The following is an 18,192-nucleotide window of genomic DNA, read 5'->3' as shown; positions in this document are numbered from 1 at the left end:
CAGTGACATGACCGATCCCCGCAAAGAGCATGACGCAGAGCCCATCACCCACTTCGGCTACAAGAACGTGCCGGAGAGCGAGAAAGCGCACAAGGTGGCCGAGGTTTTCCATTCCGTGGCCGCCAAGTACGACCTGATGAACGACCTGATGTCCGGCGGCGTGCATCGCCTCTGGAAGCGTTTCACCATCGAGCTGTCCGGCGTGCGCCCCGGCAATCGCGTGTTGGATATCGCAGGCGGCACCGGGGACCTGACCCGGCAGTTCTCGCGCCTCGTCGGCACCACTGGCGAAGTGGTGCTGGCTGACATCAACGCCTCGATGCTCAAGGTCGGGCGTGACAAACTGCTGGACAAGGGCGTGGCTGGCAACGTCAAGTTCGTCCAGGCCGATGCCGAGAAGCTGCCCTTCCCGGACAACCACTTCGACGTGGTCACCATCGCCTTCGGCCTGCGCAACGTCACCCACAAGGAAGACGCCATCGCCTCCATACTGCGGGTGCTCAAGCCCGGCGGGCGGCTGCTGGTGCTGGAGTTCTCCAAACCCACCAACCAGCTGTTCTCCAAGGCGTACGATGCCTACTCGTTCAGCCTGCTGCCGATGATGGGCAAGTTGATCACCAATGACTCGGAGAGCTACCGCTACCTGGCCGAATCGATCCGCATGCATCCGGACCAGGAAACCCTCAAGGGCATGATGGCCAACGCCGGCTTCGAGCGCGTGACCTATCACAACATGACCGGCGGCATCGTCGCCCTGCATCGCGGCATCAAGCCCTGATGTTGCGCGCTGCCCTGCTGGCCGCGGCCGAGCGCGGCATCAACCGCGTCCTGCGCCTGGACCCTACCGCATTGCCGCGGTTGGCCCGACTGAGCGGTCGCGTCATCGAAATCGACTGCACGACGCCCGCCTGGCGCCTGTTCGTGCTGGCCGATGGCGAAGGGCTGCGGCTGGCTGGCGACTGGGGCCGCGAGGCCGATTGCCGTCTGCGCGCGCCAGCCGCAAGCCTGCTGCGTCTGGCGACCAGCCGCAACAAGACCGCGATCCTGCACGGCCCGGACGTCGAGATCGAGGGCGACAGTGCGCTGCTGATGAGCCTTGCCGAAGTACTGCAGGATCTCGAGCTGGACTGGGAATACGAAGTCTCACGCTGGCTCGGTCCGGTCGGCGCTCAGCTTCTTGGCTCCGGCGTGCGCGGCCAGACCGCCTGGGCACGGCAAAGCGCTGAAAGCCTGCGCCAGAACCTCGCCGACTACCTCAGCGAAGAGTCCCGAACGCTGGTCGGCATGGCCGAGGCCGAAGCCCGCTTCGCTGAACTCGACCGACTCAAACTCATCCTCGACCGACTCGAAGCCCGAGTCGAGCGGCTCAACCAATCTCTGAAACCAGACCAAGCCGAATGAAGCTGTTCGCCGCCACCCGCCGCCTGTTCCGCATCCTGCTGGTGGTGATCCGCTACCGCCTGGACGACATCATCCTCGACCTGCCGATGCCCTGGTGGCTACGCACCTCCAGCTATCTGCTGCCCTGGCGCTGGCTGCCACGGCGCCGCAGCGTGCTATCCCGCGGCGCGCGCCTGCGCCTAGCGCTGGAAGGCCTGGGGCCGATCTTCATCAAGTTCGGCCAGATTCTCTCGACCCGCCGCGACCTGTTGCCGCTGGATATCGCCGAGGAACTGGCGATGCTGCAGGACCGCGTACCGCCGTTCGATTCGGCCGTCGCCATCGCCCTGATCGAGCGACAGTTGGGCGCATCGGTCGGCGAGATCTTCGCCCGTTTCGACAGCAAACCGCTGGCCTCCGCCTCGGTCGCGCAGGTCCACGCCGCCAAGCTGCGCAGCGGCGAAGAAGTGGTGGTCAAGGTGGTCCGGCCGAATCTGCGGCCGATCATCAGCCAGGACATCGCCTGGTTGTTCCTGCTGGCCAAGACTGCCGAGCGCGCGTCTACCGAAGCGCGCCGCCTGCACTTGGTGGAGGTGGTCGACGACTACGCCAAGACCATCTACGACGAGCTCGATCTGTTGCGCGAAGCGGCCAATGCTAGTCAGCTCAAGCGCAACTTCCAGGGCTCACCGCTGCTTTACATACCGCAGGTCTACTGGGACCTGTGCCGCCCGCAGGTGCTGGTCATGGAGCGCATCTACGGTGTGCCGGTGACCGATATGAAGCGCCTGGCCGAACAGCGCACGGACATGAAACAGTTGGCCGAGCGCGGCGTGGAAATCTTCTTCACCCAAGTCTTTCGTGACAGCTTCTTCCACGCCGACATGCATCCCGGCAATATTTTCGTCAGCACTCACCAGCCGTGGAACCCGCAGTACATCGCGGTGGACTTCGGCATCGTCGGCAGCCTGACGCCTGAAGATCAGGATTACCTGGCGCGCAACCTGATGGCTTTCTTCAAGCGCGACTACCGCAAGGTCGCGCAGCTGCACATCGATTCGGGCTGGGTGCCGGCGGAAACCAAGGTCAACGAGTTCGAAGCAGCGATCCGTACCGTCTGCGAGCCGATCTTCGAGAAGCCGCTGAAGGACATCTCCTTCGGTCAGTTGCTGGTGCGCCTCTTCCAAGTAGCGCGGCGCTTCAATATGGAGGTCCAGCCGCAGCTGGTGCTGTTGCAGAAGACCCTGCTGAACATCGAAGGGCTGGGCCGCGAGCTGTATCCCGAACTGGACCTGTGGTCCACCGGCCAGCCTTACCTTGAGCGCTGGATGCGCGAACGCATGAGTCCCATGCAGTTGCTGAAAAACGCACACGCGCAGATAGAGCAATTGCCGCATCTGGCCGGCATGACCCGCGAGCTGCTCGAGCACATGTCGCAGCCCCATGCCAACAATCCCGCACCGCCCTGGCGCGAACGTCACCACGGCTGGCCGCTGCGACTGATTGGCGCATCGCTGCTGGCTGGCGGCGCGGTACTGGCAGCCGGAGCCGAGACTTTCACAGCCGCCGCTGCTTGGCCGGCCTGGATGATGCTGGCGGCCGGCCTGTTCATCGTCGTACGCCGATAGCCAGCGGTCGGCGAGGCTGGCAAACTTGACGCATTGCACGGAGACGCCGATGAACTGGCTGGACGAAATCAACTGGAATGCCGATGGCCTGGTCCCGGCGATTGCACAGGACTACAGGACCGGGCGCATCCTGATGATGGCCTGGATGAATCGCGAGGCCCTGACGCTGACCGCGACGGAGAACCGCGCCATCTACTGGTCACGTTCGCGTGGCAAGCTGTGGCGCAAGGGCGAGGAGTCCGGTCATGTGCAGAAACTGCATGAACTGCGCCTGGACTGCGATGCCGACGTCATCGTGCTGATGGTCGAGCAGATCGGTGGCATCGCCTGCCATACCGGACGTGAAAGCTGCTTTTATCGGGTCTTCGAGAACGGCGACTGGAAAACCGTCGAACCGATCCTCAAGGATCCCCACGCGATCTATGCGGAGCACCGACATGAGTGACACCCTTGCCCGCCTGGCCGAGGTGCTGGAAGCCCGCAAGGGTGCGGTGGCGGACAGCTCCTATGTGGCCAGCCTCTACCACAAGGGTCTGAACAAGATTCTCGAGAAAGTCGGCGAAGAGTCGGTGGAAACCATCCTGGCCGCCAAGGATGCCGCCATCAGCGGCGATGCCAGCGAGCTGATCTATGAGACCGCTGATCTGTGGTTTCACAGTCTGGTGATGCTGGCCGCGCTGGATCAGCATCCACAGGCGGTACTGGACGAACTCGACCGGCGATTCGGTCTCTCCGGGCATGCGGAAAAAGCCGCGCGCCCACAATCCTGATAGTCAACTTCGGAGTACTGCAGCATGGGTTTTGGTGGAATCAGCATCTGGCAACTCCTGATCGTTCTGCTCATTGTGGTCATGCTCTTCGGTACCAAGCGCCTCAAGGGCCTGGGGTCGGATCTGGGTGACGCCATCAAGGGCTTCCGCAAATCGATGGGCACCGATGAGGAAAAGCCCAGCGTCGAAGAAAAGCAGAGCCACACCATCGATGCCGAGGCCCGCAAAGTCGAAGATCCGACGAAGAAGAACTAAGGCATGTTCGATATCGGCTTCACCGAACTGCTGCTGGTCGGCCTGGTAGCGCTGTTCGTCCTGGGTCCAGAGCGCCTGCCCGGCGCGGTGCGCACCGCCGGTCTTTGGATCGGCCGGGCCAAGCGCAGCTTCGCCAACATCAAGGCCGAGGTCGAACGCGAAATCGGCGCCGATGAGATTCGTCGGCAGCTGCACAACGAGCGCATTCTCGATCTCGAACGCGAGATGAAGCAGAGCATCATGCCGCCGAGCTCGCCCAGCGCCCCGGCCAAGCCCAGTCCACAATCGGCAACGCCACCGCCTGACGCCAACGTGATCGACGCACCAACGGCCGAGCCCAAACCCGCCGAAACCACCCCCGCACCACGACCGGACCGACCCGCCGAGCCATGAGCAATACCTCCATCGATGATCAGGAAATGCCGCTAGTTGCCCACCTGACGGAACTGCGCAAGCGCCTGCTTCGCTGCGTGGTGGCGATCCTGCTGCTGTTCGGCGCTTTGTTCTACTTTTCCCAGCAGATCTACTCCCTGGTTGCCGCACCGTTACGCGCCTATCTGCCGGAAGGGGCGACGATGATCGCCACCGGCGTGGCCTCGCCATTCCTCACGCCGTTCAAGCTGACAATGATGGTGGCGCTGTTCCTCTCGATGCCGGTGATCCTGCATCAGATCTGGGGGTTCATCGCCCCCGGCCTTTACAAACACGAAAAGCGCATCGCCATCCCACTGCTGATTTCCAGCATCTTCCTGTTCTACGGCGGCATGGCGTTCGCCTACTTCGTGGTGTTTCCTATCATGTTCGGCTTCTTCGCCAGCGTGACGCCCGAGGGCGTGGCGATGATGACCGACATCGGCCAGTACCTGGATTTCGTGCTGACGCTGTTCTTCGCCTTTGGCGTGGCCTTCGAGATTCCGGTGGCAACCTTCCTGCTGATCTGGGTCGGCATCGTCGACGTTGCCACCTTGCGCAAAAGCCGTCCCTACGTGATCGTCGGCTGCTTTGTCGTTGGGATGGTGCTGACGCCGCCCGACGTGTTTTCCCAAGCGCTACTTGCCATACCGATGTGGCTGCTGTTCGAGGCCGGGCTGATCTGCGGCAGCATGGTCAAGAAACGTGAAGAGTTCCGCGGCGATGCCGAAGACGACCAACCGCACCCCAGCGACCAATCGCCTACGCCTCGACCATGAACCTGCTGCTGCTGGAGGCGGCCGATTTCGTGGCCGCCAATCGTGTGGTTCTACATGATCGCCGTCTCACGCATATTCGAGAGGTTCACCGTGCCGAGGCAGGGGAGCATCTGCGCGTTGGCCTGCTCGGCGGCGAAATGGGCCAGGGCCGCTTGCTGCGGCTGGATGCCAATGAGGCGGAGCTCGAGGTCGAGCTGAATCAACCGCCGCCGGCCAAACTGCCGATCACCCTGCTGCTGGCGCTGCCAAGACCGAAAATGCTCCGCCGTGTACTGCAAACCGTCGCCTGCATGGGCGTACCGCGGTTGGTGCTGCTCAACAGTTATCGCGTGGAAAAGAGCTTCTGGCAAACCCCTTTCCTTGAACCGGCCGCCATTCGCGAGCAGCTGCTGCTCGGGCTGGAGCAAGCACGCGATACCGTGCTTCCGGATGTGAGTATCGAGAAGCGCTTCAAGCCCTTCGTCGAGGATCGATTGCCACAACTGGCCGCCGGTACTCGCGGTCTGGTCGGGCATCCGGGCAACTATCCGGACTGTCCACGCGCCATCACCGAATCGGTGACGCTGGCCATCGGTCCGGAAGGCGGCTGGATACCCTACGAAATCGACAAGCTCAGCGAAGCAGGTCTGCAACCTGTTCAGCTGGGCGCGCGCATCCTGCGAGTGGAAACCGCCGTCAGTGCGCTGCTGGCGCGCCTGTTCTGACAAAGCCGGCACGTACGTCGCGTGGCGATGCAGTACCGATGAACGTAATGCACGCATCCGGAGCATGTGGGTCAGAGCTACTGAACCCCAAAAGCAGTAGCTGCCATGCGCCCTTTGACCATCGATCTTCACCGGCTGGAATACGCGCTGGATAACCGCGACGCCAGCGAACATTACCTCGATCTGGAGTCCGGCCAAATCCGCGCGGTATTTCCCGGCGAAACCGCGCCGGGCGTGAACGAAAAATACGAAGTGCAGGAGGACCGCTTTCTGCATATCGAACCCCTCGGGCTTGCCGAGTCGATCGCGATGCGCGAAGCGTTTCTGTTCACTCAGCATGACCCCATCGCTCATGCGATGCTCAGCGACGCATTGACAGGCCGCAAGCCTTTGCGAACCTTCGATTTCAAACTGGAGGATTTCCCCGCGGTGCGCCAGGCCTGGCTGGACTATCAGGCCGTTCAGCTACGCGAATACGCCATCACCTGGCTGCACGACAACGGACTGGAGCCCTCGGGGCGCTAGCCTTTTCTCGGTACCAGCTGGTATGGCCGCTCCCTCACCAAGCTTCTTCCAAAGGAAGAGTGGCTGCTGCGATGTGGGCATGCCCTTACGGCGCTTGCCACCCGGCTTGTCTCCCTCTCCCCGCTGGGGAGAGGGTTGGGGTGAGGGGCGGAGCGAAGTGAAGCACAGAGGGCCGCCTCATCCACGAGCCAGCTTTCCGACACTCAGCTCTCCAACAGAAAGGTCACCGGCCCATCGTTTAGCAGATGGACCTGCATATCGGCCCCGAAACGCCCGCTGGCGACCGGCGAATGCTGACGCCGTGCCTGCGCTAGCAGGTAGTCGTAGAGCTCTTCGCCGAGCTGCGGCGATGCCGCGCTGGAAAAACTGGGCCGAAGACCGCTACCGGTATCCGCAGCCAGGGTGAACTGGGAGACCATCAGCAGACCGCCACCAATGTCCGTCAACGAGCGATTCATCCGGCCCTGCTCGTCGCTGAAAACGCGATAGCGCAGCAGCTTGTGCAACAGCTTGTCGGCCCGAGCATGGTCATCTTCACGTTCGACGCCGACCAGCACCAGCAGGCCCTGGTCGATGGCGCCGACCACTTCGCCCGCCACCTCGACCCGCGCCTGCCGCACGCGCTGGATCAATGCCTTCATCAGGCTTCCTCGAGCGGCAGATCGAGCAAGCGGTGGGCGATGTCCGCGGCGGCACGCACCAGAGCATCACAGATACCCGACTCCGCTGCAGAGTGACCCGCTTCGCGAATGATCTGCAACTCGCTGTTCGGCCATGCTTCGTGCAGTTCCCAGGCGTTTTCCAGCGGGCAGATGACGTCATAGCGTCCATGCACGATGATCCCCGGAAGATGGGCAATCTTGTGCATGTCACGCAGCAGTTGATCGGGCTCGAGGAAAGCATCGTTGACGAAGTAATGGCACTCGATGCGCGCCATCGCCAGCGCCCGATGGGTGTCGGAGAAACGATCGACGACCTGGGTGTTGGGCCTCAGCGTGGCGGTACGGCCTTCCCAGCAGGACCAGGCCTTGGCGGCGTGCATCTGGGCGATCTGGTCGCTGCCCGTCAAACGCCTGTAGTAAGCCTGCATCAGATCGCCCCGCTCTTCCGGCGGGATCGGCGCAAGAAAATCCTGCCAGTAGTCCGGAAACAATCGGCTGGCGCCTTCCTGGTAGAACCAGTGGAACTCCTTCGGCCGGCAGAGGAAAATGCCGCGCAGGATCAGCGCGTGCACATGTTCGGGAAATGCCTGAGCGTAGGCCAGCGACAAGGTTGAGCCCCAGGACCCACCGAACAGCACCCATTTGTCGATGCCGAGATGTTCACGAATCCGCTCCATGTCGGCGATAAGGTGTGCGGTGGTGTTGTTTTCCAGGCTCGCATGTGGAGTCGAGCGGCCACAGCCACGCTGATCGAAGGTGATGATGCGGTACAGGTTGGGATCGAAGAAACGTCGGCTCAGGGCGTCACAGCCACCGCCTGGGCCGCCATGCACGAATACCACGGGCAGGCCCTCCGGTGATCCACTCTCGTCCACGTAAAGCACATGCGGTTGGTCGACCGCCAGCTCGTGCCGGGCGTAGGGTTTGATCTCCGGATACAAGGTCTGCATGGCACACTCCATGATCGGTGCGCGGGCTTAGACCCGCCTGACGTTTCCGGCATCATAACGAGGTTCGAGAGGTTCGGCATGCCCGTATGGAAATTAGCCATCGCTATCGCGGCCCTGGCCCTGCTGCTGGCCGGTTGCGGCCGCGACGATCCGCAGGCGGCGCTTGAAATGGCCGCGCAATCGCTACAGGAAAGCATCGAAAACAAGGACAACGGCGACCTGATGGCGCGGATACATCCGGAGTTTCGCGCCAATCAGAATCTCGACCGAGACTGGGTTCGGCGCACGGCCGGCCTAATGTTCCTGCGTCACACCAACGTGCGGGTGATAGCGCTGAATTCCCAGAGCTGGATCGATCCGACCTATTCGGACAAAGGCTACAGCGAAGCCCAGGTAGCACTGACCGGCGCCGAGCGTTGGCTGCCCCAACGCGTCGGGCATTACCACGTCAGACTCGAATGGTGGCGCGAGGACGGCGAGTGGCTGCTAGCGCGGCTGGACTGGGAATAACCGAGTCAGGACGACTCGCCGCGCCATATCAATTCGCCGACGTCATAGCCACGCTCGCGGGCCTCGGCGAGCAGCCTGTCGCGCGTTGTCGCGTCGACTTCTTTTTCGCGCGAGAGCAGCCACAGGTAATCGCGATCCGGACTGCCCACCAGCGCCACGTCGTAGCCCTCGTCGAGGTAGAGAATCCAGTAATGCCCTTTGGTCAGTCCCGGAAACAGATTGCTGAACCAGTTATCGAAGCGCACCCAGAGCTTGTCAGTCTTGCCAGCCTGCTGGGGCACTGCCTGACCCTGGACCTGCTGCCACTCGCCTTCAGCGGTTTCGCAGCGGTTGGTCACCGCCACGCTGCCGTCATCCTGCAACCGATATTCAGCTTCGGAACGCACACAGTTGCGCTGGAAAAACATCGGCAGCCGCGCCAGCTCATACCAGGTTCCCTGATAGCGCTGCAGGTCGACCTGCCCGACCGTCTCCGGCCCTTCGACATTCCGCGAACCCGCGCATCCTGTGACTAACAACGCGCAACACAGAGCTATGAGATAACGCATAGGTGCTCCTTATTTCAGGCCTTGGCCGGAAAACATCATCACCTTGTCGCCGGCAAACTGAATGCTGATGAAACGGTTCTTCTGCCCCCAGGTGCAGCTGGACATGCCCAGCGCGCCAGCACACTCACCGGGCTTGCCGAGTAATTCTTCAACTTCCGCGCGGGGCATGCCGGCTTTCAGCTTGGCGAAATTCTCCTGGGTGACCGGACTGCAGGCCGTCAGCAATACGACCAGAGCAAGCAATGACAAATGACGCAACGACATGACAGTTTCCTTGATTCAAACGGCGCCTGGCCGCGCCCGGCTGATGGAGGTTAGGAAGCGAACGGGCGGGGAGGTTCCTCGCTGCCGCTAGAAACGTGAGCCGGGCTCGGCCAGAAAGGCCTGCTCGGCCTCGGTGGTTTGGCGACAGAGCGTATCGTTGCGATGGGGAAAGCGACCGAACCGGGCAATCACATCACGATGGCGTTCCGCAAAATCGAGGAAGTCGGCGAACAGCTTTCGGTCTTCGGGCGCGACGAGCCCGTGGAGCATCTGGAATTGCGCAACGGCGTGCTCCTGCGTCTGCAGGCTTTCCGCGTGCTCGAGAACCAGATAGATGAATACCCGCTGAATCGGCGTAAGCAGTACATCGCCGCCATGCGCCATGCCCTCGCGAACTAACTGCAGGGCTCGCTCGTCCCCGGCGAATGCACGCGGCGTTCCGCGGTAGATCATGCGGGGGAGCTGATCGAGCAGCAGCACCAGCGCGAGCCAACCGTGCGGCGATTCGGTCCAGTGGCCCAACCCGCCAGCCAGCGCCTGGTCGGTCAGATCGCCGAAGCGATCACGCGCCTCGGCGTCCTGTTCGGGCTTGTAGCCGAACCACAATCCGTGCTTCTGCCGGGCGATTTCGCCAACAGTGGCGCCCTGGCCGAACCACCAATTCAGCAAATCCAGCCAGGGCGCCTGCACCGGTCAGTCCTGGTGGTAGCCGGTGGCGCGCTCGACCTCTTCCTTGGAGCCGAGGAAGACAGGGACGCGCTGGTGCAGCGAAGTCGGCTGGACATCGAGGATGCGCTGCGTGCCTGTGGTGGCGGCACCGCCGGCCTGCTCGATGATGAAGGACATCGGATTGGCTTCGTACATCAGGCGCAGCTTGCCCGCCTTGCCCGGCTCACGGGCATCACGCGGGTACATGAAGATGCCGCCGCGGGTCAGGATACGATGCACGTCGGCCACCATCGAGGCGATCCAGCGCATGTTGTAGTTCTTGCCCAGCGGGCCTTCGGCCCCGGCCAGCAACTCGCTGACGTAGCGCTGCACCGGCGGCTCCCAGTGACGCTGGTTGGACATGTTGATGGCGAACTCGGCCGTCGACTCGGGTACGCGCAGGTTCTCGTGGGACAGGACGAAGCTGCCCAGTTCGCGGTCCAGGGTAAAGCCCATGACACCGTTGCCCAGCGTCAGGATCAGCATGGTCTGCGGGCCGTAGATGGCATAGCCGGCAGCGACCTGCTTGGTGCCGGGCTGGAGGAATGCTTCTTCGCCGAGCGCATCGTTCTGCGTGAAACATTCGCCCGGGCAGCGCAGCACCGAGAAGATGGTGCCAACCGAAACGTTGACGTCAATGTTGCTGGAGCCGTCCAGCGGGTCGAAGACCAACAGGTAGGCGCCCTTGGGGTATTTGCCGGGAATCTGGTAGGCGTTGTCCATTTCTTCCGACGCCATGCCAGCCAGGTGGCCGCCCCACTCGTTGGCCTCAAGCAGGATTTCGTTGGACAACACGTCGAGCTTCTTCTGCACTTCGCCCTGGATGTTCTCGCTGTCAGCGCTGCCGAGCACGCCGCCTAGCGCGCCCTTGGACACGGCGTGGCTGATTTCTTTGCACGCTCGGGCCACTACCTCAATTAGGAAGCGCAGGTCCGCCGGGGTGTTGTTGCTGCGGGTCTGCTCGATCAGGTAGCGACTCAGGGTTACGCGTGACATGGAATGGCTCCGGAGGATGAAAAACCCGCGCAGTTTAGCAGGCCGAGGGGAAACTAACCCTGCCTCAGACCTGCCCTGAGACCACAGAGTTCAGCGCAACGGCAAAGTGCCTGCAGGCGCAGCCTCTCAGCCGCTCTGGCGCGGGTTTGGCGACCCTGCGATCGCCTTCGAGGCAGCAGCACCATGCACTAGTGCTCAGAGCACCTTCCAGATCTCCTCGGCATACTCACGAATGGTCCGATCCGAGGAGAACCAGCCCGTACGCGCTGTATTGAGCACGGCGGAACGCCACCAGCTGTCGGCATCGCTCCAACGCGCTTCGACTTCCAGCTGCGCCTGCCAATAGGCCTCGAAGTCGGCGCAAACCATGAAGGTGTCGTGCCATTTCAGACCGTCGATCAGCGCTGTGTAACGACCGGGGTCGTCAGCCGAAAATGCGCCGTTGCGAATCGCCATGAGCACTTCGTTGAGGCGCGGAGAGTCGATGATGATCGCCTCGGCGTTGTACTCGTTGGCCTGCTTGCGCGCCTCGACCTCCTGCGCGGTCATGCCGAAGATGAACATGTGCTCGCGTCCGATCTGCTCAGACATTTCCACGTTCGCGCCATCGAGCGTGCCGATGGTCAGCGCGCCGTTGAGGGCGAACTTCATGTTGCTGGTGCCCGAAGCCTCCAGTCCCGCAGTGGAAATCTGCTCGGACAGATCCGCTGCCGGGATGATGCGCTCGGCCAGACTGACGTTGTAGTTGGGCAGGAACACCACCTTGAGCAAGCCGCGCACCGTCGGGTCATCGTTGATGGTCCGTGCGATGTCGTTGGTCAATTTGATGATCAGTTTGGCCGTGTGGTAACTAGCCGCCGCCTTGCCGGCAAAAATCTTCACGCGCGGCACCCAGTTGCGGCCCGGATCGGAGCGGATCGCCTGGTACAGCGCCACGGTGTGCAGCAGATTGAGCAACTGTCGCTTGTACTCGTGGATGCGCTTGACGTGCACGTCGAACAGCGCGTTCGGGTCGACGCTGATGCCCAGCCGCTCCTGGATCATGCGCGCCAGCAGCTGCTTGTTGTTCAGCCGCTGGGCGGCAAAGCGCGCGCGGAAATCCGGTTGATCGGCATAGGGTTCTAGCTGGCGCAGCACCGTTTCCGGCGCATCGAGCAATTCTTCGCCGACATGCTCGACGAGCAGCCGGGTCAATTGCGGGTTGGACTGGTACAGCCAGCGGCGGAAGGTGATGCCGTTGGTCTTGTTGCTGATCCGCTCGGGGTACAGCGAATGCAGATCGGTGAACACCGTCTCGCGCATCAACCCGGTGTGCAGCGCCGACACGCCATTGATGCAGTGCGAACCGAGGAACGCGAGGTTACCCATGCGCACCCGGCGGCCATGCCCTTCTTCGATCAACGAGACCGAACGCAGCAGGTCCAGGTCATGAATACCGCGCTCGCGCAACGCATCGAGGTGCTGGGCATTGATCAGGTAGATGATTTGCATATGTCGCGGCAGCAGGCGCTCCATCAGCCCCACCGGCCAGGTTTCCAGCGCCTCCGGCAGCAGGGTGTGGTTGGTATAGGACAGCGTATTGACGGTCAGCTCCCAGGCCTTGCGCCAAGGGATATCGTGCACATCGACCAGCAGCCGCATCAGCTCCGCCACGGCGATGGCCGGATGGGTATCGTTGAGCTGGATGGCGGCGAATTCCGGCAGATTCATCAAGGTGCCACGCTGATCCAGATGCCGCCGCAGCAGGTCCTGCAGCGAGGCCGCGACGAAGAAATATTCCTGGCGCAGACGCAGCTCCTGACCGGCCTCGGTGCTGTCGGCCGGATACAGCACGCGCGAGATGCTTTCGGCGCGGGCTTCTTCGGCGACGGCACCGATATGGTCGCCGGCATTGAAGCGCTCCAGATGGAAATCCGCCTCGGCGCGGGCGCGCCACAGGCGCAGCGTATTGACGCTCGCCCCGCGCCAGCCGACCACCGGCGTGTCGTAGGCAATCGCGCGCACGCCTTCGGCCCAATGCCAGAAGTGCTTGGGCTGTTCCTGCCCGGCTGCGTCGTGCGGCATGGCCGTGACGCTACCGCCAAAGCCGATCAGATAGCTGACTTCGGGCCGCTCGAACTCCCACGGATTGCCGAAATTCAACCAGGTTTCGGTCTGCTCGTGCTGCCAGCCGTCGACGATGGCCTGGCGAAACAGACCATGATCGTAGCGAATCCCGTAACCATGGGCGGCGATGCCCAGCGTCGCCATACTTTCCATGAAGCAGGCCGCCAACCGGCCCAGGCCGCCGTTGCCCAACGCCGCATCCGGCTCGGTCAGGCGGATGTGGTCGAAATCCACATCGACATCCGCCAGGGCTTCGCGCGCAACGTCGAGCAGGCCGAGGTTGCTCAGGCTGTCGGTGAGCAAACGTCCGATGAGAAATTCCAGCGAGAGGTAATAAACCCGCTTCTTGCCCTCCCGATAACCCTCGCGCGTACGGTCCATCCATTGATCGATCATGCGATCGCGCGTAGCCAGCGCGACCGCTTCGAACCAGTCGTGATCGGACGCATGCTCCGGGTCTTTGCCGATCGAATAGGTCAGCTTGCTGATGATCGAATTGCGGAAGGCTGCGACAGCATCGGCGTCAGGAGCAGTGGGTTCTTGCGACATGGACAGACCTCATGGAGCTGGGAAGGGGTTCATGGCAGCACAGGCCACCTCGGCAAAGGGCAATGCAGACAGGTTTGCAGGTTTCAGTTGAATCTGCGCGACCGTCTGTCCGGCGTTCGACTCGTCGGATTCGCTGGAAATTCAACCCAGGGTCGTTATGATCGCGCGCCGCCATTACCGATACCGCCTCCGTGAAGACACGCCTGATCGCCTCCGCCGACCCCGACCGCCTGGAAACCTGGGCCCGCTACAGCAACGGGCTGTGTCGCGACTGCCACGCCACTTGCTGCACGCTACCGGTCGAAGTGCGCATCGACGACCTGATTCGCCTGGAAGTAGTCGATGCCTTCGAACGTGACGAGCCGCTGAAGAGCGCTGCCAAACGCCTGAGCAAAGCGGGCATCGTCGAGCACTTCAATCAGAAGCATGGCATCTTCACCCTGACCCGGCTGGCCAACGGCGACTGCCTGTATCTGGACCGCAAGACGCGCCTGTGCACCGTCTACGCCAAGCGTCCGGACACCTGCCGCAACCATCCCAGAATCGGCCCGCGCCCCGGTTACTGTGCTTACCAGCAGAAAAGCGCGGCGCGCTGAAGCAAACCGTCGAATGGCATCCTGACAGCGGCAAAAAGCGCGTGTGGAAACTGGCAATATCGTGACTCAGCGGTCATGCTTGGCGTCTGCCTGTATCTGCAAACGTTTAGGAATCCACCCGGCATGAGCCGCGATAGCCGCTATCTGGAAGCCATTCTGCATCACGACATCCCTCTGACCCGGGCGATGGGCCTGCGTGTCGATCAGTGGGAAAACCATGAGTTGCGTCTGAAGGTCCCGCTGCAAGCGAACATCAACCACAAGAGCAGCATGTTCGGCGGCAGCCTGTATTGCGCGTCGGTGCTGGCTGGCTGGGGTTGGTTGCACCTGCGCTTGCGCGAGGCCGGCATCGAAGACGGCCATATCGTCATTCACGAAGGCCAGATCGACTATCCGCTACCGGTGGTAGATGACGCGACGGCGATCTGCTCGGCGCCGGACGACGGCGCGTGGGAGCGCTTCGAGACGATCTACCGGCGTCGCGGCCGCTCACGTCTCACGCTGCACAGCCGCATTCTCGCAGCCGATGGCCGCGACGCCGTGCGCTTCACCGGCCAATTCGTCTTGCATAAATAGCGCTGGCGCCGTTGGGCTTCGTTGCGAAGCCCAATCCGTACCCCTCAGACGTAACGCGATTTGGGCGTCGCCATCGGCAGCGGGCCGTCGCCGATCAGGCGAAACTCGCCGCGCGCCGCATCGTAGGCGCGGATTTCACTGGTGCCGATGTTGTAGAGCCAGCCGTGAATGAACAGCTGGCCGCTGGCCAGTCGTGCCGCTACCGATGGGTGCGTGCGCAGGTGTTCGAGCTGCGCCAGCACGTTTTCCTCGGTGAGGATGCGCAAGGTGCTGTCATCGGCACAGCCGCAATTCTCTTCTACCACGGTCCTGGCCACCTCGGCATGACGCAGCCAGCCCCTGACCGTCGGCATGCGGTCCAGCCCGGACGGGTCGAGCACCGCTTTCATCGCGCCGCAATCCGAATGTCCACAGATGATGATGTGCTTGACGCCCAGCGCCATCACGGCGAACTCGATCGCCGTCGACACACCACCGTTCATCTGGCCGTAGGGCGGCACGATATTGCCGACGTTGCGGGTCACGAACAGATCGCCCGGCGAACTCTGGGTGATCAGCTCCGGGAGAATCCGTGAATCGGCGCAGGTGATGAACATAGCCCGCGGCGTCTGCTCGTGGGCAAGTTTGGAGAACAACTCGCGCTGCTGCGGATAGACATCCTCGCGAAAGCGCATGACGCCCGCGACCAGGTTGTCGAGCGCTTCCTGCGCCGTTTCGCTCGTCTTGTCTTCGAGGCTCATGTACGACATCTCTTTCTGTATGGGTTGAGCCCGCGCCGGCAGATCGTGCCGAAGCGGGCGCCGAGACCCGACCGGACCGGCGCTCACGCGCCAGTTGCGGGTTTAATTATTCGCCGCGAATGTACTGTTCGAGATGCTGGATCAAACTTTCTTTCTCGGCGACGAGCTCCTTGACCACGTCGCCGATGGAAAGCATGCCGACCAGCTTGCCCGCTTCGAGTACCGGCAGGTGGCGCAAGTGCCGATCGGTCATCAGCTGCATGCATTCTTCCAGTCCCTGATGCGGCTCGACGGTCACCAGGTTGACGCTCATGATCGTGCTCACGGGAGTCGCGAACGACGAACGCCCCTTGAGGACACATTTGCGCGCATAGTCGCGCTCACTGACGATGCCGACCAAGCGACCATCAGCTTCGGCCACCGGCAGTGCACCGACGTTCTTTTCCGCCAGCACCTGCAGCGCCGTGAATATCGTGTCGGTCGGCGCGATGGTATGCACGCTCAAGTTCGACTTGCTGCTGACGACCTGTCCTACCGTTTTCATGGTTTCATCTCCTCCATGCCGACCCCAAGCCGGACGCCGTTCGTAGCATCATCCGCAGGCACGGGTGGGTAAAGCGTTTTTCCGCGCTTGAAACACGCCGTTCCAAAAGACGCATGCACCGGCAAGGAAGACACCTATGCCGTGCCTGGGCGTATCCAGGCACGGCTCGGCTCAGGCGATCTCGATCAGCAGGTCGCCGGGCGTCACGCGATCGCCCTTGGCCACATGCACAGCTTTCACGGTACCGGCAATGGGCGCCTGAATTTCGGTTTCCATCTTCATCGCCTCGCTGATCAGCACCGGCTGGCCGGCCTTGACCACATCGCCTTCCTTGACCAGTACGTCGACTACATTGCCCGGCATGCTGGTGCTGACATCGCCCGGACCGCTGGCCTGTTTGCGCTGACCACCAGCACCGCCGCCGACGAAGTTGTTCAATGGCTCGAACACCACTTCTTCCGGCATGCCGTCGATGGAGAGGAAGAAATGCCGCTTGCCTTCGCCCTTGACGCCGACACCCGTGATATCGACGCGATAGGTCTCGCCGTGTACGTCGATGACGAACTCGGTCGGCACGCCCTCCCCGCCTGCAGTACCCACCGCGTTGCCGTCCGGAATCGGTAGCAGTACTTCAGGCTGCAGGGTGCCGGCCTCGCGTTCCTCGAGGAACTTGCGGCCGATGTCCGGGAACATGGCGTAGGTCAGCACGTCCTCTTCGGATTTCGCCAGCGCACCGATCTCCGTGCGCAGCTTGTCCAGCTCCGGCTTGATCAGATCGGCCGGACGCACCTCGACGATCTCCTCGCCACCGATGGCCTGGCGCTGCAGCTTGGCATCGATGGTGCCCGGCGCCTTGCCGTAGCGGCCCTGTAGATAGAGCTTCACTTCATTGGTGATGGTCTTGTAACGCTCACCGGCCAGCACGTTGAAGAATGCTTGGGTGCCGACGATCTGCGAGGTCGGCGTGACCAGCGGCGGATAGCCGAGGTCCTTGCGCACGCGGGGAATCTCGGCGAGCACTTCGTCCATGCGGTTGAGCGCGCCCTGCTCCTTGAGCTGGTTGGCCAGGTTGGAAATCATTCCGCCGGGCACCTGATTGACCTGCACACGAGTATCGACGCCGGTGAACTCACTCTCGAACTGGTGGTACTTCTTGCGCACCGCATAGAAGTACAGGCCGATCTCCTGAATCAGTTCCAAATCCAGACCGGTGTCATAGGGTGTGCCACGCAGGGCAGCGACCATCGACTCGGTCCCCGGATGGCTGGTGCCCCATGCCATGGAGGATATAGCGGTGTCGATGTGATCGGCGCCGTTCTCGATGGCCTTGAGCTGGCACATGCTGGCGACGCCGGCGGTGTCGTGAGAATGGATGAACACCGGCAGGTCGATTTCTGCCTTCAACGCACGCACCAGATCGCCGGTGGCGAACGGCGTCAGCAGGCCAGCCATGTCCTTGATGGCGATCGAATCGACACCCATGTCGCGCATTGCCCGACCCTGTTCGACGAACAGCTCGATGGTGTGTACCGGGCTGGTGGTGTAGGCGATGGTGCCCTGGGCGTGCTTGCCGGTCTTCTTGACCGCGCGAATCGCTGTTTCCAGGTTCCGTACATCATTCATAGCATCGAAGATGCGGAATACGTCGATGCCGTTATCCGCCGCCTTGGCACAGAAAGCCTCGACCACATCGTCGGCGTAGTGCCGATAACCAAGCAGGTTCTGCCCACGCAAGAGCATCTGCAGGCGGGTATTGGGCAGCGCAGCCTTGAGCTGGCGCAGGCGCTCCCAAGGGTCTTCCTTGAGGAAACGCACGCAGGCGTCGAAGGTCGCGCCGCCCCAAACTTCGAGCGACCAATAGCCGACCCGATCGAGCTTCTCGCAGATCGGCAGCATGTCCTCGGTGCGCATGCGGGTAGCGATCAGCGACTGGTGGGCGTCGCGCAGGATGGTGTCGGTAACGGTGATTTTTTTCTGAGCAGTCATGGTTC

General features: G+C 62.3%; 23 protein-coding genes. 13 read left to right on the top strand and 10 right to left on the bottom strand.

All coding sequences use genetic code 11. The features are described 5' to 3' along the window. Nucleotides 1-7: 7 nt before the first annotated feature. The 10 genes from ubiE to GYM54_RS15300 all read left to right on the top strand — a co-directional run bounded on the left by ubiE (nt 8) and on the right by GYM54_RS15300 (nt 6,452). Nucleotides 8-778: a bifunctional demethylmenaquinone methyltransferase/2-methoxy-6-polyprenyl-1,4-benzoquinol methylase UbiE gene (gene ubiE / locus GYM54_RS15345; protein ID WP_197444863.1), complete on the top strand. Its 771-nt coding sequence runs from the start codon at nt 8-10 to the stop codon at nt 776-778. Further along, nucleotides 778-1,401 carry an SCP2 domain-containing protein gene (locus GYM54_RS15340; RefSeq protein ID WP_181099415.1) on the top strand — a complete coding sequence of 208 codons (624 nt, stop codon included), beginning with the start codon at nt 778-780 and terminating at the stop codon, nt 1,399-1,401. Before ubiE ends, GYM54_RS15340 begins: the two co-directional genes overlap by 1 nt. After that, a complete protein-coding gene (ubiB, locus tag GYM54_RS15335; RefSeq protein WP_181099413.1) occupies nt 1,398-3,008 on the top strand; it encodes a ubiquinone biosynthesis regulatory protein kinase UbiB in 1,611 nt (536 codons plus the stop codon). Before GYM54_RS15340 ends, ubiB begins: the two co-directional genes overlap by 4 nt. A 49-nt stretch (nt 3,009-3,057) precedes the next feature. Then, complete coding sequence (gene hisI, locus GYM54_RS15330; protein ID WP_181099412.1) at nt 3,058-3,453, top strand: phosphoribosyl-AMP cyclohydrolase; 396 nt, start codon at nt 3,058-3,060, stop codon at nt 3,451-3,453. Next, the gene (locus tag GYM54_RS15325) at nt 3,446-3,778 is read left to right on the top strand and encodes a phosphoribosyl-ATP diphosphatase (RefSeq protein WP_181099411.1); all 333 of its coding nucleotides are present in this window, start codon (nt 3,446-3,448) and stop codon (nt 3,776-3,778) included. The genes hisI and GYM54_RS15325 overlap by 8 nt, the downstream gene beginning before the upstream one ends. Nucleotides 3,779-3,802: 24 nt before the next feature. Further along, nucleotides 3,803-4,033, top strand: a complete 231-nt coding sequence (gene tatA / locus GYM54_RS15320; protein ID WP_131649419.1) for a twin-arginine translocase TatA/TatE family subunit — start codon at nt 3,803-3,805, stop codon at nt 4,031-4,033. A gap of 3 nt (nt 4,034-4,036) precedes the next feature. Further along, a complete protein-coding gene (gene tatB / locus GYM54_RS15315; RefSeq protein WP_181099410.1) occupies nt 4,037-4,426 on the top strand; it encodes a Sec-independent protein translocase protein TatB in 390 nt (129 codons plus the stop codon). Then, entirely contained in the window at nt 4,423-5,223 is an 801-nt protein-coding gene (gene tatC, locus GYM54_RS15310; protein ID WP_181099409.1) for a twin-arginine translocase subunit TatC, read from the top strand. Before tatB ends, tatC begins: the two co-directional genes overlap by 4 nt. Beyond that, nucleotides 5,220-5,927, top strand: a complete 708-nt coding sequence (locus GYM54_RS15305; RefSeq protein WP_131649416.1) for a 16S rRNA (uracil(1498)-N(3))-methyltransferase — start codon at nt 5,220-5,222, stop codon at nt 5,925-5,927. Before tatC ends, GYM54_RS15305 begins: the two co-directional genes overlap by 4 nt. A gap of 105 nt (nt 5,928-6,032) precedes the next feature. Continuing rightward, entirely contained in the window at nt 6,033-6,452 is a 420-nt protein-coding gene (locus tag GYM54_RS15300; RefSeq protein ID WP_131649415.1) for a UPF0158 family protein, read from the top strand. Nucleotides 6,453-6,655: 203 nt separating this feature from the next. On the opposite strand, the gene dtd is transcribed toward GYM54_RS15300, so the two are convergent. After that, entirely contained in the window at nt 6,656-7,093 is a 438-nt protein-coding gene (gene dtd, locus GYM54_RS15295) for a D-aminoacyl-tRNA deacylase (RefSeq protein WP_181099408.1), read from the bottom strand. Then, entirely contained in the window at nt 7,093-8,064 is a 972-nt protein-coding gene (gene pip, locus GYM54_RS15290; RefSeq protein ID WP_197444862.1) for a prolyl aminopeptidase, read from the bottom strand. The genes dtd and pip overlap by 1 nt, the downstream gene beginning before the upstream one ends. 78 nt (nt 8,065-8,142) lie before the next feature. Here pip and GYM54_RS15285 point away from each other — a divergent pair, with 78 nt between their 5' ends. Next, nucleotides 8,143-8,574 carry a hypothetical protein gene (locus tag GYM54_RS15285; protein WP_197444861.1) on the top strand — a complete coding sequence of 144 codons (432 nt, stop codon included), beginning with the start codon at nt 8,143-8,145 and terminating at the stop codon, nt 8,572-8,574. 5 nt (nt 8,575-8,579) lie between these two features. Here the strand turns inward: GYM54_RS15285 and GYM54_RS15280 are convergent, their stop codons facing one another. The 5 genes from GYM54_RS15280 to GYM54_RS15260 all read right to left on the bottom strand — a co-directional run bounded on the left by GYM54_RS15280 (nt 8,580) and on the right by GYM54_RS15260 (nt 13,745). Then, nucleotides 8,580-9,122, bottom strand: a complete 543-nt coding sequence (locus tag GYM54_RS15280) for a lipocalin family protein (protein ID WP_197444860.1) — start codon at nt 9,120-9,122, stop codon at nt 8,580-8,582. A 9-nt stretch (nt 9,123-9,131) separates the two neighbouring features. Next, a complete protein-coding gene (locus tag GYM54_RS15275) occupies nt 9,132-9,386 on the bottom strand; it encodes a hypothetical protein (RefSeq protein ID WP_131649410.1) in 255 nt (84 codons plus the stop codon). Between the two features lie 87 nt (nt 9,387-9,473). After that, nucleotides 9,474-10,076 (bottom strand): DUF924 family protein, encoded by a 603-nt coding sequence (locus GYM54_RS15270; RefSeq protein ID WP_197444859.1) that lies wholly within the window; start codon nt 10,074-10,076, stop codon nt 9,474-9,476. A gap of 3 nt (nt 10,077-10,079) precedes the next feature. Then, the gene (locus GYM54_RS15265; RefSeq protein WP_131649408.1) at nt 10,080-11,090 is read right to left on the bottom strand and encodes a class 1 fructose-bisphosphatase; all 1,011 of its coding nucleotides are present in this window, start codon (nt 11,088-11,090) and stop codon (nt 10,080-10,082) included. A gap of 195 nt (nt 11,091-11,285) precedes the next feature. Continuing rightward, on the bottom strand, nt 11,286-13,745 hold the full coding sequence (locus GYM54_RS15260; protein WP_181099398.1) for a glycogen/starch/alpha-glucan phosphorylase: 2,460 nt from the start codon (nt 13,743-13,745) through the stop codon (nt 11,286-11,288). A gap of 191 nt (nt 13,746-13,936) precedes the next feature. Between GYM54_RS15260 and GYM54_RS15255 the strand changes: the two genes are divergently transcribed. Together GYM54_RS15255 and GYM54_RS15250 are read left to right on the top strand one after the other, a co-directional pair. Continuing rightward, the gene (locus GYM54_RS15255) at nt 13,937-14,341 is read left to right on the top strand and encodes a YkgJ family cysteine cluster protein (RefSeq protein WP_181099396.1); all 405 of its coding nucleotides are present in this window, start codon (nt 13,937-13,939) and stop codon (nt 14,339-14,341) included. A 123-nt stretch (nt 14,342-14,464) separates the two neighbouring features. After that, a complete protein-coding gene (locus GYM54_RS15250) occupies nt 14,465-14,917 on the top strand; it encodes a thioesterase domain-containing protein (RefSeq protein ID WP_131649405.1) in 453 nt (150 codons plus the stop codon). Nucleotides 14,918-14,961: 44 nt separating this feature from the next. On the opposite strand, the gene GYM54_RS15245 is transcribed toward GYM54_RS15250, so the two are convergent. The 3 genes from GYM54_RS15245 to oadA form a co-directional block, all read right to left on the bottom strand. Continuing rightward, nucleotides 14,962-15,657 (bottom strand): carbonic anhydrase, encoded by a 696-nt coding sequence (locus GYM54_RS15245; protein WP_131649404.1) that lies wholly within the window; start codon nt 15,655-15,657, stop codon nt 14,962-14,964. A gap of 106 nt (nt 15,658-15,763) precedes the next feature. Next, nucleotides 15,764-16,201 carry a CBS domain-containing protein gene (locus tag GYM54_RS15240; protein ID WP_131649403.1) on the bottom strand — a complete coding sequence of 146 codons (438 nt, stop codon included), beginning with the start codon at nt 16,199-16,201 and terminating at the stop codon, nt 15,764-15,766. Between the two features lie 171 nt (nt 16,202-16,372). Then, nucleotides 16,373-18,187: a sodium-extruding oxaloacetate decarboxylase subunit alpha gene (oadA, locus tag GYM54_RS15235; RefSeq protein WP_131649402.1), complete on the bottom strand. Its 1,815-nt coding sequence runs from the start codon at nt 18,185-18,187 to the stop codon at nt 16,373-16,375. Between the last annotated feature and the right edge of the window lie 5 nt (nt 18,188-18,192).

The sequence above is a fragment of the Pseudomonas sp. MTM4 genome (assembly GCF_019355055.1).
Taxonomy (GTDB): Bacteria; Pseudomonadota; Gammaproteobacteria; order Pseudomonadales; family Pseudomonadaceae; genus Stutzerimonas.
Note: the sequence above shows the minus strand (reverse complement) of the source record. Positions and strands in the feature narration are given on the sequence as shown.

Bases quoted from the DNA above. Each gene is read 5' to 3' on its own strand.
- ubiE (WP_197444863.1), top strand. From the start codon at position 8: ATGACCGATCCCCGCAAAGAGCATGACGCAGAGCCCATCACCCACTTC.
- GYM54_RS15340 (WP_181099415.1), top strand. From the start codon at position 778: ATGTTGCGCGCTGCCCTGCTGGCCGCGGCCGAGCGCGGCATCAACCGC.
- ubiB (WP_181099413.1), top strand. From the start codon at position 1,398: ATGAAGCTGTTCGCCGCCACCCGCCGCCTGTTCCGCATCCTGCTGGTG.
- hisI (WP_181099412.1), top strand. From the start codon at position 3,058: ATGAACTGGCTGGACGAAATCAACTGGAATGCCGATGGCCTGGTCCCG.
- GYM54_RS15325 (WP_181099411.1), top strand. From the start codon at position 3,446: ATGAGTGACACCCTTGCCCGCCTGGCCGAGGTGCTGGAAGCCCGCAAG.
- tatA (WP_131649419.1), top strand. From the start codon at position 3,803: ATGGGTTTTGGTGGAATCAGCATCTGGCAACTCCTGATCGTTCTGCTC.
- tatB (WP_181099410.1), top strand. From the start codon at position 4,037: ATGTTCGATATCGGCTTCACCGAACTGCTGCTGGTCGGCCTGGTAGCG.
- tatC (WP_181099409.1), top strand. From the start codon at position 4,423: ATGAGCAATACCTCCATCGATGATCAGGAAATGCCGCTAGTTGCCCAC.
- GYM54_RS15305 (WP_131649416.1), top strand. From the start codon at position 5,220: ATGAACCTGCTGCTGCTGGAGGCGGCCGATTTCGTGGCCGCCAATCGT.
- GYM54_RS15300 (WP_131649415.1), top strand. From the start codon at position 6,033: ATGCGCCCTTTGACCATCGATCTTCACCGGCTGGAATACGCGCTGGAT.
- dtd (WP_181099408.1), bottom strand. From the start codon at position 7,093: ATGAAGGCATTGATCCAGCGCGTGCGGCAGGCGCGGGTCGAGGTGGCG.
- pip (WP_197444862.1), bottom strand. From the start codon at position 8,064: ATGCAGACCTTGTATCCGGAGATCAAACCCTACGCCCGGCACGAGCTG.
- GYM54_RS15285 (WP_197444861.1), top strand. From the start codon at position 8,143: ATGCCCGTATGGAAATTAGCCATCGCTATCGCGGCCCTGGCCCTGCTG.
- GYM54_RS15280 (WP_197444860.1), bottom strand. From the start codon at position 9,122: ATGCGTTATCTCATAGCTCTGTGTTGCGCGTTGTTAGTCACAGGATGC.
- GYM54_RS15275 (WP_131649410.1), bottom strand. From the start codon at position 9,386: ATGTCGTTGCGTCATTTGTCATTGCTTGCTCTGGTCGTATTGCTGACG.
- GYM54_RS15265 (WP_131649408.1), bottom strand. From the start codon at position 11,090: ATGTCACGCGTAACCCTGAGTCGCTACCTGATCGAGCAGACCCGCAGC.
- GYM54_RS15260 (WP_181099398.1), bottom strand. From the start codon at position 13,745: ATGTCGCAAGAACCCACTGCTCCTGACGCCGATGCTGTCGCAGCCTTC.
- GYM54_RS15250 (WP_131649405.1), top strand. From the start codon at position 14,465: ATGAGCCGCGATAGCCGCTATCTGGAAGCCATTCTGCATCACGACATC.
- GYM54_RS15245 (WP_131649404.1), bottom strand. From the start codon at position 15,657: ATGAGCCTCGAAGACAAGACGAGCGAAACGGCGCAGGAAGCGCTCGAC.
- GYM54_RS15240 (WP_131649403.1), bottom strand. From the start codon at position 16,201: ATGAAAACGGTAGGACAGGTCGTCAGCAGCAAGTCGAACTTGAGCGTG.
- oadA (WP_131649402.1), bottom strand. From the start codon at position 18,187: ATGACTGCTCAGAAAAAAATCACCGTTACCGACACCATCCTGCGCGAC.